The organism is Curvibacter sp. GW821-FHT01G03, assembly GCF_059422285.1.
Genome location: NZ_JBWKWP010000003.1, coordinates 86,118 through 100,947 on the forward strand (window position 1 = coordinate 86,118; position 14,830 = coordinate 100,947).

The 14,830-nt window shown below is 67.3% G+C and carries 15 protein-coding genes; 8 read left to right on the forward strand and 7 right to left on the reverse strand.

All coding sequences use genetic code 11. The features are described from left to right. Window positions 1-12 precede the first annotated feature (12 nt). From AC07VS_RS04675 to AC07VS_RS04685, 3 genes are all read right to left on the reverse strand, one after another. On the reverse strand, window positions 13-1,041 hold the full coding sequence (locus AC07VS_RS04675) for a porin (RefSeq protein WP_494750306.1): 1,029 nt from the start codon (window positions 1,039-1,041) through the stop codon (window positions 13-15). A gap of 112 nt (window positions 1,042-1,153) precedes the next feature. Next, window positions 1,154-2,179 carry a Bug family tripartite tricarboxylate transporter substrate binding protein gene (locus tag AC07VS_RS04680; protein ID WP_494750307.1) on the reverse strand — a complete coding sequence of 342 codons (1,026 nt, stop codon included), beginning with the start codon at window positions 2,177-2,179 and terminating at the stop codon, window positions 1,154-1,156. 63 nt (window positions 2,180-2,242) lie between these two features. Continuing rightward, complete coding sequence (locus AC07VS_RS04685; protein ID WP_494750308.1) at window positions 2,243-3,256, reverse strand: Bug family tripartite tricarboxylate transporter substrate binding protein; 1,014 nt, start codon at window positions 3,254-3,256, stop codon at window positions 2,243-2,245. Between the two features lie 424 nt (window positions 3,257-3,680). Here AC07VS_RS04685 and AC07VS_RS04690 point away from each other — a divergent pair, with 424 nt between their 5' ends. The 8 genes from AC07VS_RS04690 (at window position 3,681) to AC07VS_RS04725 (ending at window position 11,593) form a co-directional block, all read left to right on the forward strand. Further along, on the forward strand, window positions 3,681-4,454 hold the full coding sequence (locus AC07VS_RS04690) for an SDR family oxidoreductase (RefSeq protein WP_494750309.1): 774 nt from the start codon (window positions 3,681-3,683) through the stop codon (window positions 4,452-4,454). Between the two features lie 141 nt (window positions 4,455-4,595). After that, entirely contained in the window at window positions 4,596-5,105 is a 510-nt protein-coding gene (locus tag AC07VS_RS04695; protein ID WP_494658064.1) for a cupin domain-containing protein, read from the forward strand. A 16-nt stretch (window positions 5,106-5,121) separates the two neighbouring features. Then, on the forward strand, window positions 5,122-5,940 hold the full coding sequence (locus AC07VS_RS04700) for an alpha/beta fold hydrolase (protein WP_494750310.1): 819 nt from the start codon (window positions 5,122-5,124) through the stop codon (window positions 5,938-5,940). Window positions 5,941-5,971: 31 nt separating this feature from the next. Continuing rightward, window positions 5,972-6,760, forward strand: a complete 789-nt coding sequence (locus AC07VS_RS04705) for an IclR family transcriptional regulator (RefSeq protein ID WP_492349656.1) — start codon at window positions 5,972-5,974, stop codon at window positions 6,758-6,760. Between the two features lie 28 nt (window positions 6,761-6,788). Beyond that, on the forward strand, window positions 6,789-8,462 hold the full coding sequence (locus AC07VS_RS04710; RefSeq protein WP_494750311.1) for a thiamine pyrophosphate-binding protein: 1,674 nt from the start codon (window positions 6,789-6,791) through the stop codon (window positions 8,460-8,462). Further along, window positions 8,459-9,298: an aspartate dehydrogenase gene (locus AC07VS_RS04715; RefSeq protein WP_494658035.1), complete on the forward strand. Its 840-nt coding sequence runs from the start codon at window positions 8,459-8,461 to the stop codon at window positions 9,296-9,298. Before AC07VS_RS04710 ends, AC07VS_RS04715 begins: the two co-directional genes overlap by 4 nt. Before the next feature lie 8 nt (window positions 9,299-9,306). Further along, complete coding sequence (locus tag AC07VS_RS04720) at window positions 9,307-10,779, forward strand: aldehyde dehydrogenase (RefSeq protein ID WP_494750312.1); 1,473 nt, start codon at window positions 9,307-9,309, stop codon at window positions 10,777-10,779. A 34-nt stretch (window positions 10,780-10,813) separates the two neighbouring features. Next, window positions 10,814-11,593, forward strand: coding sequence for an SDR family oxidoreductase (locus AC07VS_RS04725; protein WP_494750313.1), 780 nt, complete (start codon window positions 10,814-10,816; stop codon window positions 11,591-11,593). Here the strand turns inward: AC07VS_RS04725 and AC07VS_RS04730 are convergent. The 4 genes from AC07VS_RS04730 to AC07VS_RS04745 form a co-directional block, all read right to left on the reverse strand. Beyond that, window positions 11,575-12,351 (reverse strand): hypothetical protein, encoded by a 777-nt coding sequence (locus AC07VS_RS04730; RefSeq protein ID WP_494750314.1) that lies wholly within the window; start codon window positions 12,349-12,351, stop codon window positions 11,575-11,577. The two genes, AC07VS_RS04725 and AC07VS_RS04730, sit on opposite strands and share 19 nt — an antisense overlap. Window positions 12,352-12,363: 12 nt before the next feature. Next, entirely contained in the window at window positions 12,364-12,561 is a 198-nt protein-coding gene (locus AC07VS_RS04735) for a hypothetical protein (RefSeq protein WP_494750315.1), read from the reverse strand. A 90-nt stretch (window positions 12,562-12,651) separates the two neighbouring features. Continuing rightward, window positions 12,652-13,611 (reverse strand): PDR/VanB family oxidoreductase, encoded by a 960-nt coding sequence (locus AC07VS_RS04740; protein WP_494658038.1) that lies wholly within the window; start codon window positions 13,609-13,611, stop codon window positions 12,652-12,654. 175 nt (window positions 13,612-13,786) lie between these two features. Then, window positions 13,787-14,824 carry a Rieske 2Fe-2S domain-containing protein gene (locus tag AC07VS_RS04745; RefSeq protein ID WP_494750316.1) on the reverse strand — a complete coding sequence of 346 codons (1,038 nt, stop codon included), beginning with the start codon at window positions 14,822-14,824 and terminating at the stop codon, window positions 13,787-13,789. Window positions 14,825-14,830 lie beyond the last annotated feature (6 nt).

Below are 14,830 nucleotides of genomic sequence, written 5' to 3' on the forward strand. Positions count from 1 at the left end.
AGAAACCTCGGATCAGAAGAAGTGGCGCATGCCCACTTCGTAGCCACTGGAGGTACCGCCCAGCGAGGTGCCGGCGGCGCCCAGGCCCTGGATGTTGATGGCGCGCTGGGCGCCGGCCTTGTTGCTGATGTGGCCGTAGCTGGTGTAAAGCTGGGTGCGCTTGGACAGGTTGTAGCCATAGCCCAGGGACAGCTTGGTCCAGTCGGCGTTGTTGCCCGACGTGTCGTAGCGGCCCACCGAGGCGCGCAGTTCGCTGGCGCCGATCGGGGCGCTGGCGCCGATCTGGAAGGCCGTGATCTTGGCGGCCGCGGTCTTTTCGCTGGCCCAGATGAACGAGGGCTTGACCACGCCGAAGTCATACCAGCCGGCGATGTTGTTGGCGGTCACGTCGGCGGCGGCGGTGGCGCCCTTGAGCTTGCCGGTGGCCAGTGCCACATGGATCGGGCCCTGGCGATAGCCCCCGCGCAGGCCGCGGTAGTCACCCAGGTTGGGGGTGCTCGAGTTGGAGGCCTGGCCGCCAAAAGCCACCTGGGCCTGGCCATAGAAGCCGCCCAGGTTGGCCGGCAGGAAGTAGCTGACCGCATTGCTGATCTGGATCGGGGCACCATTCATGACAAAGGTGCCGGTGCCGCCCACGCCGTTGGTCAGGAAGGGGTCGAAGATCAGGGTGTTCAGGAAGGTGGCCGAGTCGTCGCGACCGATGCGCACCTCGCCGAAGGCGCCCATCAGGCTGGCGGTGGCGCGGCGGTTGAAGCTGAAGGCGCCGCTGCTCTTGCCCGCGCCGGTGTTCACGTCCAGGCCGCCTTCGAGCCAGAAGCCGGCGGCCAGGCCGCCGCCCAGGTCTTCGGTGCCCCGAAAGCCGATGCGGCTGATGTTGGCGCCGCTGGTGGACAGGCCGGTGCGGGTCAGGGTGTCGCCCGAGACGCGGGCCAGGCCCACGTCAATGGTGCCGAACAGGGTGACCGACGAGCTGGGTGCCGTCTGGGCCGAAGCGCTGCCAGCGGCAGCCAGGGCCGCCAGAACGATGAGGGATTTTTTCATGGGCTTCTCCTCCAAGAGATGTGCCGATTGATGGAACGAAGCGCTGCTTCGTCGTGGGGAGGTCCGGCCAGGGCGGCCCTGGCCGGGCGGGGGAACCAGCGTGGGGCAGGGCTCAATCGGCCTGGATGCCGAAGTCCTTCACCACCTTGCCGAAACGGGCCAGGTCGGCTGCGTTGCTCTTTTCGAGGCGGGCCGGCTCGCCGCCCAGTGGCAGGCCGCCAAAGGTGCCGACTTTGCTGACCACATCGGGCATCTTCAGGATGTCGTTCATGTGGATGTTGAGCGTCTTCACGATGTCGGCGGGCAGGCCTTTGGGGCCGAACAGGCCTTGCCAGGCCGTGAGTTCGATGTCCTTGTAGCCCTGTTCGGCCAGGGTGGGCACGTCGGGGGCCAGGGTGGAGCGGTGGGTGTCGGCCACGCCCAGCAGCTTGACTTTGCCCGTGCTCAGGTGCGGCGCGACGGGGCCCAGGGTCATGAAGGTCAGGGGCACATGGCCACCCAGCACATCGTTCACGGCCGGGGCCACGCCGCGGTAGGGCACGTGGGCCAGGTCGGCGCCGCTGGCCTTGGTGAACATGGCGGCCAGGATGTGCATGGGCGAGCCGCTGCCCGGGGTGGCATAGGTCAGGGGCTTGGCCTTGGACTGGGCCACCAGTTCCTTGATGTCCTTGATGCCGCTGGCGCCCGAGGCGGCCACGAACATGGGCATGGTGACGGTCTGGATGATGGGCGTGAAGCCGTTGAGCACGTCATAGCCCGAGCCTGGGCCGGTCTTCATCACCAACTGCGCGATCGAGAAGGTGCTGGGCGCCAGCAGCAGGGTGTAGCCATCGGCCGGCGCCTTGGACACGAAGGCGCTGCCGATGATGCCGCTGGCGCCGGGGCGGTTGTCGACCACCACGGGCTGGCCCAGGCGGCCTTGGAGCTTCTCGGCGAACAGGCGCGCCATGGCATCGGTATCGCCACCGGCCGGGTAGGCCACCACCAGGGTGATGGGCTTGTTGGGGTAAGAGCCCTGGGCCAGGGCCGGCTGGGTGGCGGCGCACAGACCGAGCGCGGCGGCGGCCAGGGCCAGGGTGTGGCGGCGGGTGAGGGCGATGCGGGGGAGGGCAAAACGGGGGGACGTGGGCGCGGGCATGGGATGGGTCCTAGGGGATGTTGTGGGGGTGGGTCGGGGAGGGGGCTTGGTGAGGACGGCCTGTCACTGGGCTTCGATCTTTCGGCTCTTGATGACGGGCAACCAGGTGGCTGTCTCTTTTCGGATGACGTCGCCAAAGGCGGCGCCTGTGGTGATCCACACAAGCAGGCCCTGTTTTTCGAGCTGGGCTTTGTTGCTTGGGCTGTTCAGAATCTGGCTGATGTCGCTGGCCAGTTGGGTGCGAACGGCTTCGGGCGTGCCTTTGGGAGCCATCACGCCGTACCACGAGGTGACGGCCACGCCACTCACGCCGGCTTCGGCCAGGGTAGGCACGTCCGGCAGCAGCGGGGCACGCACCGGGTCGGTCACGGCCAGGGCGCGCAGCTTGCCTTGCTGGATGTGCGGCAGCAGCGTGGGCAGGTTGCCCACGATCACGGGCACGGTGCCGCCCAGCACATCGTTGAGCGCGGGGGGCGAGCCTTTGTAGGCCACATGCAGCAAATCGGCGCCGCTTTGCTGCTTGAACAGTTCGCCAGCCAGGTGCAGGCCCGAGCCCACCCCCGGGGTGGCGTAACTCAGGGTGCCCGGGTGGGCCTGGCTGAGCGTGATCAGTTCGCGGACGGTGCGCGCCGGCACCGCCGGGTTCACCGCCAGCACGTTGGGGGCCTTGGCCAGCGAGGCCACCGGGCTGAAGTCGGTCTCCACGTCATAGCCCAGGCGGGGCATCAGCGTGGGGTTGATGGTCAGGTTGCCGGCCGGCACCACCAGCAGGGTGTGGCCCGTGGGGGCGGCGCGCTTGACCGCTTCGATCCCGATGTTGCCGTTGGCGCCGGTGCGGTTGTCCACGATCGCGGGTTGTTTGTAGCGCTCGGACAAGCCGTTGGCCAGCATGCGGGCCAGTGTGTCCACCGGGCCCCCGGCCGGGAATGGCGCCACCAGCGTGAAGGGCGCTGTCGCCAGACTGCGCTGGGCCTCCAGCGACTCGCCCTGGGCCGCGTGGCACAGACTGGATGTGCCCAGCACGGTAAGGCATGCCCCTGTCCAACGACGGGCCAGCGCCAGGATGGGGTGCCTCATGCCAAACCCCTGCCGCAGCGGGAGCGCGGGCGAAAGAGAGCAACAGATCCGTGGGTGAACATGACTGCCTTTCGTTTTATATACGAAACAGTGATCAATAGATGAAACTATTTGAGTGAGAATACGGAGTACCCCCTGTTTTTCAAATAAGTAAAAATACGTATTCATGGGGTCGTCATGCCTGTGGTGTTGATCTGGCGCATGGACAAATGCCCCTGGCGGAAGGCAGCAAAGGCAGGTTTTGAAGTCCCGATGGGTGTTTCAAAAACCCTGTGAGATAGTCGGGATAAGGGCTGGATTGTGGGTTGGTGACACAATTACGATTCAAATACGAATCAACGTTTCATAAGTGAGACCAAAAAGAGCCGAGCAAAAGCCCGATCACCAGGATGGGGCGGTGCACGGCAGACACAGGAATCGAAGCATGAATCAGACCAGCGTTCCCACTCTCGAAGGCCGCCGCATCCTCATCACGGGCGGTGCCCGTGGCTTGGGCGAGGCCTTTGCCCGCGCCTGTGTGGCCGCCGGTGCCCGGGTCGCCCTGACCGATGTGCTGCATGAACGGGGCGAGGCCCTGGCGGCCGCGCTGAACCAGGGCCTGGCCCAGCCCGTGGCGCATTACCTGCCCATGGATGTGTCGGACCCGCAAGCCATCGAGCAGGCCACTGCCACGGCGGCTGAACGCCTGGGTGGCCTGGATGGCTTGGTGAACAACGCCGCCATCACCAATTCGGGCGGCAAGGACATGGGCGACATCACGGTGGACACCTGGGACCGGGTGATGGCCGTCAATGTGCGCGGCCCTTGGCTGGTGACGGTGGCGGCGCAGCGCTGGCTGCAGGCCTCGGGTCGGGGCCGGGTGGTGAACATCGCCTCCGACACCGCGCTGTGGGGCGCGCCCCGTCTGATGGCCTACGTGGCCAGCAAGGGCGCCGTGATGTCCATGACGCGCTCGATGGCCCGCGAACTTGGCGCCCACGGCGTGACCGTCAATGCAGTGGCGCCGGGGCTGACCCTGGTCGAGGCCACCGAGTACGTGCCCGAGGCGCGCCACCGCCTGTACAGCGAAGGCCGGGCCATCAGCCGGGCCCAGGTGCCTGACGACGTGGTCGCCACCGTGCTGTTCCTGCTCTCCGACGGCAGCGGCTATGTGACCGGCCAGGTGCTGCCGGTCAATGGCGGCTTCGTCATGAACTGACCCCCCCTCCCATCCCATCGCCCTGTTTTGCAAGGAGTCCCCATGAGCGCACCCCACACCCCTGCGGCCAATGAGCCGGTGTTCAACGAACGTGGCCTGCAGGATGCCCGCATCCCGCCCGAGGCTGAAATCCAGCAGGCCATGATGCAGGCCCCGGGCCAGAGCTTTGCCGAGTGGATGGAGTCGCGCGTGGCCCGCCGCTCCACCCGCCGCTACGACTGGGATGCCCTGAAGTTCCAGGCCGATTTCGACCCCAAGTACCGTCGCGCCCAGATGCGTTACGTGGGCACCGGTGGCACCGGCGTGTCCAGTGACAACAACACCGTGCCCTCGGCCCACTTCACGTTCTCGACCATGGTCATCCCGGCGGGCAACATCGGCCCCTCGCACATCCATTACGACGTGGAAGAAATCTTCTTTGTGATGCGTGGCGCCATGAAGGTGATCTGCGAAAAGGACGGCCAACGCTGGGAGACCGTGGTCGGTGAACGTGACCTGATCTCGGTGCCCCCGGGGGTGTACCGCGAGGAGCACAACATCGGCGACGAAGATGCCCTGATGTGCGTGATGCTGGGCTCGCCCAAGCCGATCACCCCGGTCTACCCGCCTGATTCGCCCCTGGCCAAGATCAAGCGCGATCTGGGTCGCTGAAGCAGGCGCCAAGAACATGACCTTGCAAGAAATGGCTCAGCAGTGGCCTGTCCAAGTCGTCTCGACCGCCGGGGGCGATATCGCCTACCGTCGGGCGGGCCAAGGCCCCTTGCTGGTGCTGTTGCACGGCATTGGGTCGGGCTCGGGCAGTTGGCTGCGCCAATTGCAAGGCCTGCAGCGTCGCTTCACCGTGCTGGCCTGGGACGCCCCAGGCTATGGCCAGAGCACCCCGATCGAGGCCGACTGGCCGACGGCCGCCGACTACGGCTCGCGGGTCTGGCAATGGCTTCAGGCCCTGGGCCTGGCGCAGCAGCCGATCCGTCTGGCCGGCCACTCCCTGGGCTGCCTGATGGCCGCTGCGGCAGTGGCACAAGGCCCGGATTCGGTCGAGCGCCTGACCCTGCTCTCACCAGCCCTGGGCTATGGCCTGGCCGATCCCGCCGTGCGCGACAGCAAGCTGCGCGATCGGCTGGCCAACCTGGCGCGCCTGGGCCCGGCCGGCATGGCCGAGCACCGGGGGGCCGCCATGCTGTCGGCCCAGGCCGATGCGTCGCTGGTGGCTTACGTGAAATCGATCATGGCGGCCATCAACCCCGCCGGCTACACCCAGGCCGCGCGACTGCTCGCCCAGGCCGACCTCGACACCCTGCTGGCTGCGGTAACCTGTCCGGTCACCGTGGCCAGTGGCAGCGCTGACACCATCACCCCGGCGGCCGCCTGCGAAGGCCTGGCCAATCGGGTCGGTGCTCCCTATCTCTCACTGGGCCCGGTGGGCCATGCCTGCGCGCTGGAGGCCGCCGATGCGGTCAATGCCTTGCTGCAGGCCACCCCCTGAACACAGATCGAGAGACCAGGAGAACCAACACATGAACAACGCAAGCGACCGCTACCTCGTCCCGGGCCTGGCCCGTGGCCTGCAATTGCTGGGCTGCTTCACCCGTCAGGAGCCGCAGCTCACCGGCGCCGAGCTGTCGCGCCGCCTGGACGTGCCGCGGGCCTCGGTGTTCCGCCTGCTGCAGACCCTGGAGCAGATGGGCTTTGTCGAACGTGTCAGTGACAGCCCCAACTACAAGCTGAGCATCGGGGTGCTGCGCCTGGGCTTTGAGTACCTGGCCTCGATGGAGCTGACCGAGCATGGCATTCCGATCATCGAGGGCCTGCGCGACCAGAGTGGCTATTCGGCCCACCTGGTGGTGCGCGACGGGCGCGAGGTGGTGTTCGTCGCCAAGGCCATGGGCCGCCAATCGGTGTTCCATTCGATCCAGGTCGGCGCGCGCTTGCCGGCCCACGCCACCGTGCTGGGTCGCCTGCTGCTGTCCAACCTCGACATGGCCGGCCTGTCCCAGCTCTACCCCGAGCCCGAACTGCACGCCTACACACCCAAGACGCCGACCACCCTGGTGCAGCTCAAGGCCCTGATCGACCAGGACATGGCCAACGGCTATGGCATCAGCCAGGGCGGCTTCGAAACCGGTATCTCCACCATTGCTGCCCCCGTTTTCAATGACCGCCACCAGGTGGTGGCCGCGGTCAGCATGACCGTGCCGGCGCAGCAGATCGAGGCCGATCAGGCGCGCACCCTGGTCCAACTGGTGCAGCAAGCCGCTGCCCAGGTCACCCAACGCATCAGCCATCTGCCCCAGCGCAGCGGTTGACCGTCAACCCCGTCCCACCCCCCACACCATGACCACAGCAGCCCCTCATCGCATCACCGTTGGCGAACTTGCCGCCCGATTCCTAGAGCAATGTGGTGTTCGCGCCGCCTTTGGCGTGATCTCGATCCACAACATGCCCATCCTCGACGCCTTCCACCGGCGTCAGAAGATCCGATTCGTGTCGGCACGGGGCGAGGCCGGCGCCTGCAACATGGCCGATGCCTACGCCCGGGTCAGCGGCGCCCTGGGGGTGTGCGTGACCAGCACCGGCACCGGCGCGGGCAATGCCGCCGGCGCCATGATCGAGGCCCTCACGGCCGGCACCCCGATGCTGCACCTGACCGGGCAGATCGAGTCGCCCTACCTGGACCGCGACCTCGGCTACATCCACGAAGCGCCGGCCCAACTGGCCATGCTGCAGTCGGTGGGCAAGGCGGCTTTCCGCATCCGCAACGCCGAAACTGCCCTGGCCACCCTGCGCGAGGCGGCCCGCCTGGCCTTCACCCCGCCCTGCGGGCCCGTGAGCATCGAAATCCCCATCGATGTGCAGGCCACCCTGCTCGACCTGCCGGCCGACCTGCGTCCGCTGCCGCTGCGCCCGGTGCTGCCCGAAGCCGAGAGCGTGCAGGCCCTGGCCGATGCCCTGGCTGGCGCCAAGCGCCCCCTGCTGTGGCTGGGCGGCGGCGCACGCGGCGCCAGTGCCGCCGTGGCCCGCCTGGTGAAGATGGGCTGGGGCGTGGTGACCTCCGTGCAGGGCCGCGGCATCCTGGCCGAGGACCACCCGGCCAGCCTGGGTTCCTACAACCTGCAAAAGGCCGCCGAAGACCTGTACCAGACCTGCGACGCCCTGCTGGTGGTGGGCTCACGCCTGCGCAGCAACGAAACCCTGCGCTACAAGCTCAAGCTGCCGGCATCGATCTACCGCATCGACGCCAATGCCCTGGCGCACAACCGCGGCTACAACAGCCAGTACTTTGTGCAGGGCGATGCCGAGCTCACGCTGAACGCACTGGCCGACCTGTTGGAAGGCCGCATGCAGGTCGACCCGCAGTTGGTGCCCGATGTGCAAAAGGCACGGGCCGCCGCCGCCGCCCATGTGGACGACACCCTGGGCGCCTATGTCGAACTCAAGAACCAGGTGGGCGCCGCGGTTGGCAAGCAGCTCTGGTGGGTGCGCGACATCACCTTGTCCAACAGCATGTGGGGCAACCGGGCTCCGGTGCTGGACCACCCCCGCGCCGGCGTGCACGCCCTGGGCGGGGGCATCGGCCAAGGCCTGGCCATGGCGATCGGTACCTCTGTTGCCAACACCGAGCACCAGTTGGGCCGCAAGACGGTGGCCCTGGTGGGCGACGGTGGCTTCATGCTCAATGTGGGCGAACTCGCCTGCGCCGTGCAGGAGAACGCCGACCTGGTGGTGCTGCTGATGAATGACAGCCGCTATGGCGTGATCAAGAACATCCAGGACGACATCTATGGCAGCCGCCATTGCTACGTCGAGCTGCACACCCCCGATTTTGCGAACTTCTGCGCCAGCCTCAAGGCCCGCCATTTCCTGCTCGACAGCCCGGCGCGCGCCGCCGAGGTGCTGGGCCAGGCACTGGCCGCCAAGGGCCCGGTGGTGGTCGAGGTCGACATGAAGGCCTGGGGCCCGTTCGCCGCCAAGTTCGCCGGCCCCATCCTCAAGAAGGAGGCTGCATGAGCCAAGCCACCACCCAAGCGATCACCCAGGCCCACCCCGGGCGGGAGACCCAGCCTGTCACCCTGATCGGCTTTGGCGCGATCGGACGATCCATCTTTCAGCGCCTGGCCGGCCACACCGGCGTGCGCATCACCCACATCGTGGTCCAGGCTGCCGGCCTGGATGAGGCGCGTGCCGTGGTGGGCGATGCCGCCACCGTGACCACCAGCGTGCCCGCCGAGGCCACGCTGGTGCTGGAATGCGCCGGACACGCGGCGCTCATCGAGCATGTGGTGCCTGCATTGCAGCGTGGCGTGGAATGCGCTGTGCTGTCGATTGGCGCCTTGTCGGGCCCGGGCATGGCCGAGCAACTGGCCGCGGCTGCCGAGCAGGGCGCCACCCAGCTGCACCTGCTGTCGGGTGCCATAGGCGGCGTGGACGCCATTGCCGCCGCGCGCCTGGCCGGCCTCAGCGAGGTGCGCTACACCGGGCGCAAACCGCCTTCAGGCTGGCGCGGCACCCCGGCCGAAGACGTTTGCGATCTGTCCGCCATCACCGAGCCCACCGTGATTCTGGAAGCCACGGCCCGTGAGGCCGCCCAGCTGTATCCCAAGAACGCCAATGTGGCCGCCACCCTCTCGCTGGCGGGCCTGGGCCTGGATGCCACCCGGGTGTGCCTGATCGCCGACCCCACCGTGAGCGAGAACATCCATCAGATCAGCGTGCGCGGCGAGTTCGGCGAGATGGAGCTGACCATGCGCGGCAAGCCTCTGGCCGACAACCCCAAGACCTCGGCACTGACCGTGCTGTCCGGGCTTCGTTTCCTGCACAACCGCGGCGCCGCCGTCACTGTCTGAGACCCTCCATGACCGAAAAACTGCAAACCCTGCTGGCCGGGCGTTGGCGCGATGCCTCCGGCCCCGAGTACGCCACCGAATACCCGCACGACGGCAGCACCGTCGCCACCCTGCATGCGGCCACCGCCGCCGATGTGGACGAGGCGGTCCAGTACGCCGAGCGTGCCCGTCAGCAACCCGCCTGGGCGGGGCTCAAGCGGCATGAACGGGCGGCCATCCTGCACCGCATCGCGGCCGGTATCCGTGAGCGCGGTGAAGAGCTGGCCCAACTGCAGCGCCTGGACAACGGCAAGCCGATCAAGGAAACCCGAGCCCTGGTGGCCAGCGCGGCAGGCACCTTCCAGTTCTTTGCGGCGGCTTGCGAAACCTGGGAGGACCAGCTCACCCCGGCGCGTGGCGACTACTTCACCCTGAGCGCGCACGAGCCTCTGGGCGTGGTCGGGGCCATCACCCCCTGGAACTCCCCCATCGCCAGCGAGGCCCAGAAGCTGGCCCCGGCGCTGGCAGCCGGTTGTGCCGTGGTGTTCAAGCCCGCCGAGATCACCCCGCGCATGGCCATCGAGCTGGCCCGCATCGCTGAGCAGGCCGGTGTGCCCGAGGGCATCATCAGCGTGCTGCCGGGCAAGGGCTCGATCGTGGGCGATGCCCTGGTCAAGCACCCGCTGATCAAGCGCATCGCCTTCACCGGCGGCACCACCGTCGGCCTGGGCATTGCCCGCCTGGCGGCTGAAAAGCTCATGCCCACCTCGCTGGAGCTGGGGGGCAAGTCGCCCACCATCGTGTGCGCCGACGCCGATCTGGACCACGCCGTGGCCGGGGTGCTGTATGGCATCTTCAGCTCTTCGGGCGAGTCCTGCATTGCCGGCTCACGCGCCTTTGTGCATGAAAGCGTCTACGCCGAGTTCAAGGCCCGCCTGCTGGCCGGCGTGAAGGCGCTGCGTGTGGGCGATCCCTCCAGCGAAAGCACCCAGATGGGTCCCCTGGTCAACCAGGGGCACCGTGCCTCGGTCGAATGCTACGTGCAACTGGGCCTGGACGAAGGCGGCCAGTTGCTGGCCGGCGGCGTGCGGCCCGAGGGCGCTTTGTTCGAGCGCGGCAGCTACTACACCCCCACCGTGATCGAAGGCCTGCCCAACAGCGCCCGCATGTGCCAGGAAGAAATCTTCGGCCCGGTGCTGGCCCTGCTGCCCTGGCGTGACGAGGCCGACCTGGTGGCCCAGTGCAATGACAACGTGTTCGGCCTGGCCTCAGGCATCTGGACGCGCGACTACAAGACCGCCTGGCGCCTGGGCCAGGCCCTGCAGACCGGTACCGTCTGGGTCAATACCTACAAGGTGTTCTCGGTCAGCACGCCCTTCGGTGGCGTCAAGATGAGCGGCACCGGGCGCGAAAAAGGCCGCCTCGGCATCCTGGAGTACACGACCCAGAAGAGCTGGTACTGGGGCCTGAACGAGTCGCCCATGCCCTGGGCCACGGCCTGAAGCAGCCACCACGCTAAGCAAGGAGTAGCGAGTCATGGATCTGGGAATTTCGGGCCGCAAGGCCCTGGTGTGCGGCGCCAGTTCAGGCCTGGGCCTGGCCTGTGCCGCCGCGCTGGTGCGCGAAGGTGTGCAGGTGGTCATCGTGGCCCGCACCGAAGGGCCCCTGCGCGAAGCGGCCGAGCGTCTGAACGCCCTCGGGCCCGGCCGGGCCGACTGGGTGGCGGCCGACGTGGCCAGCGCCGAAGGGCGCGCCCGCATCTTTGCAGCGCACCCCGACTTCGACATCGTGGTCACCAACGCAGGCGGCCCACCGCCAGGCGACTTCCGCCAGTGGCAGCGCGAGGACTGGATCAAGGCCCTGGACGCCAACATGCTGGCGCCCATCGAGCTGATCAAGGCCACGCTGGACGGCATGATGGCGCGCGGCTTTGGCCGCATCGTCAACATCACCTCCAGCGCCGTGAAAGCCCCGGTGGATGGGCTGGGCCTGTCCAATGGCGCCCGCAGCGGCCTGACCGGCTTTGTGGCCGGGCTGGCGCGCAGCACCGTGGCCCGCGGCGTCACCATCAACAACGTGCTGCCCGGCACCTTCGACACCGCCCGCCTGGCCGGCAACTTCGAAGCCCAGGCGCGGCGTGAAGGCAGCACCGCCGAGGCCGTGCGCGCCGCCCGCATCGCTCGCCACCCGGCGCGTCGGCTGGGTCAGCCCGACGAGCTTGGCAACACCTGCGCCTACCTGTGCAGCGTGCATGCGGGCTACATCAATGGGCAGAACGTGCTGTTGGATGGGGGGTCTTACCCGGGGACGTTCTGAGTTGCTTGCTGTGGCGCCAGCTTCAGGTATTCGATGCCCAGGGTCAGGATCTGGGTGTAGTGAAGGACAAACAGATCCCCCTCCTGAACTTCTGCTAGGCGTTCCTGTGAGGTGGGGTCAACGCTGGGCGAGTCTTTCGGCGTCTGGCTCAAAGGCCGACGCAAGGCTTGCTCCAGCATCAGCCGGTCCAGCGTGCCATCGGGCAGGCACTCGTAGCTGTCCAGAATGCCGGTGAACAAAAAGGTGTCGCTGCCCAGCGCCACCGTGGCGCTGATCGAGATGATGTCGGGCATGTCCGCGGCCTCGAAGTCGGCGCCGCTCAACAGGTAGTACCACGGGGCGTCCGAGAACCGGCACCAGGGGCTGATGAGGCCGCCTTCGCGGTCCAAGCGCCAGTGTGTGATGGCCCATCGCAAGAGCGAGGGCAGGACATAGGCCAGCAGCGTCAGCGAGCCCAGATAGGCTGTGACGTCTGGCGCCTGGTTGGCCAGCGTGTCCAGCGCCTGGGCCTGGCGTTTGGCATCGGATGAGAACAAGCCCACGGCCAAGGCCGGGTTGAACTGCAGGCCGGTGATGATTTTGCAGACCTGCAGCCAGGCCACGTGCAGCAGGCAGGCCCAGACCAGGGCTTCGGTGACGATCTGCCCGAACGGGGCGTAATCCAGTTGGCGCCGCTCGGTGCGCTTGAGGCGGGAGCGTGCCACAAAGCCGGGCAGCATCAGGATGAAGACGACCACCGCCGGCAGCGCAAAGTTCATGGCGGTGGCGCTTCAGCCCGCTTTCGGAACCCGGGTTACCTGATAGCGCACGGTGCGTGCGCCGTCTTGCCATTCAAGGGTGCTGATCTGGGGTGGGGGCTGATCCCCGCTTGCCTCGCTGCCGGTACGAGCAACATAGCGCCGCAGTTGGGCGCTGGCGGCACGGTTGGCCAGCAGTTGTTTGGCCAGGGGGCTTTTGAGGGCTTTCATGGGCGATAGCATGCCCGCCCGGCGCTGCGTTGAACAGCCGACAGCCGCAGTAACAGCTGCCGTCTGTCGGATCGACTCAGGCGTCGGCGCTCAAAGATCCAGCACCAGGCGCTCGCTCTTGCAGCCCGACACGCAGATCATCATCACCTTGTTGGCCGCGCGTTCCGCGGTGCTGAGCACCGAGTCGCGGTGGTCGGGCTGGCCCTCCAGCACGCGGGTTTCGCAGGCGCCGCAGATGCCTTCTTCGCAGCTGGTCACGCAATTGATCTTGGCGGCGTTCAGGGCCTGCAGCAGGCTTTGGCCGGCCTCGACGGTGATCGACTTGCCCGAGCGCTTGAGCTCGACCGTGAAGCTTTGGCGCGCATCGGAGGCGGCGGCCACCTCGACGGCAGTGAAGCGTTCGATGTGGGCGTTGGCGTAGCCCAGCTCGGCGCAGAACTTTTCAAAGGCGTCGAGCATCACGGCGGGGCCGCAGGCGTAATAGTGGGTGTCCGCCTGGGCGGGCCGGGCGGCCAGCAGGGCTTTCAGGTCAGGAGGGCCGCTCTGTTCGTCGTCGAAGTGCAGGTGCAGCGGTGCGCCCAGGGCCTGCAGCTCGGCGATGAAGGCCGCGCTCTTGCGCGAGCGGGCAAAGTACAGCACTTCGAATGAGCGACCCAACTGCTTCAGCCGGGTGGCCATGCACAGGATGGGCGTCACACCGATGCCGCCCGCCACCAGCACCGAGTGGCCTGCGTCTTCGTGCAGCGCGAAGTTGTTGCGCGGTTCGCTGATGGCGATGGTCTGGCCCACGCGCAGGGCTTCGTGCACACAGCGGGAGCCGCCGCGGCTGCGCCGGTCTTTCAGCACGCCCAGCACATAGCGGTGGCGCTCACCGGCGGCGTTGAGCAGCGAGTAGCTGCGCACCAGCCCGTTGGGCAGGTGCAGGTCGATGTGGGAGCCGGCGGCGAACTCGGGCAGTTCACCTCCGCCGGCGCGCCGCAGTTCGACGCTGTGGATGTCCTCGGCCTCGTAACGAAGCGCGTGGATGTAGGCATTGAGTAGATTCGACATGGCCGTGACGGGGGCTGTGGGTGGGGTCGGGAGGGCTTGAGTTTAATGTCGGTCACAGAGCGTTGCGCCCCCGAGGCAAGCTGGTAGCCAGGGCTTGCCAGGTGCGGTCGGGGGCGCTTGTCAGTCGCTTTGAGGCCGCTTTGAGAGCGTGCCGGGCGGTTCAGGCCGCTTGCGCTCAGGCCGGGGTGGCGGTGCGGTCGATCTGGGCCTGGGCCAGGCCCTTCAGGTGACGGCGCAGGCGCACGATGCCCATGTCGTGGGCGTACAGGAACTCGCGCTGGTTGGCATCGGGCTCCATGGTCTCGACGGCCACACGGTCTTGCTCCAGCACATTCCAGTGGCGTTGCTCCAGGCGGTTTTTGTACAGGAAGCGCCAGGTGTCGCGCTGCCAGCCGTCCACCTTGCGGCAGCGCCAGTGGAACACGCCCGAAGCCTGGCGGCTGATGGGGGTGTAGCTGCCGATGATGGCAAAGTTGCCGCCAGGGCCGCCGGTCTTCGGGTACGGGATCTCGAGGCGCATCAGGTGGATGCCGGTGTCGATCCACTCGGTCCAGTCGAAGTTGACGTTGCGCTGGCCCTTTTTCTCGAACACGAAGCCGGTGTCGGTGTCGCGGATGTGGAATTCGGCCGTCACATCGCCTTCGTACATGGTGTGCGACTGCTTGTGCAGGAAGGTGCCGTGCATGGGGTCGATCACGTTGTCGATCACGTAGCGGTAGTCGCAGCCCCACTCGGTGTAGCAGAGGAACGAGGACCACTCGGGCGAGGTCAGCTCTTCAGGCAGGCGCAGCGGCGGCGGGGTGTCGATTTGCGGCTCGGTCGAGTTGAACAGGAAGATCGCGCCATTGCTTTCGACCGCATGGAACATGCGGGTGGTGCGCGAGCCTTCCAGCTTGCAGCCGGGCATGGCGGGCACGCTGGTCACGGTGCCGTCATGGCTCACTTCCACGCCGTGGTAGGGGCAGGCGATGCGATCACCCAGGATCACGCCCAGCGACAGCGGGGCGCCGCGGTGCGGGCAGTGGTCTTCGAGCGCGTGGACCTTGCCTTCATGGTCGCGCCACAGCGCGATCTTGTAGCCCATGCGGCGCAGCGAGATCGGGTCGTTCTTGAGGAAGGACGAGGGGCAGATCGGGAACCACAGGTCTTTCAGGCCCACGGCCAGGGCGGCGTCGACCGGGTTTTGCTGGAAATAGACGTTGGACGTTTGCATCTTGAG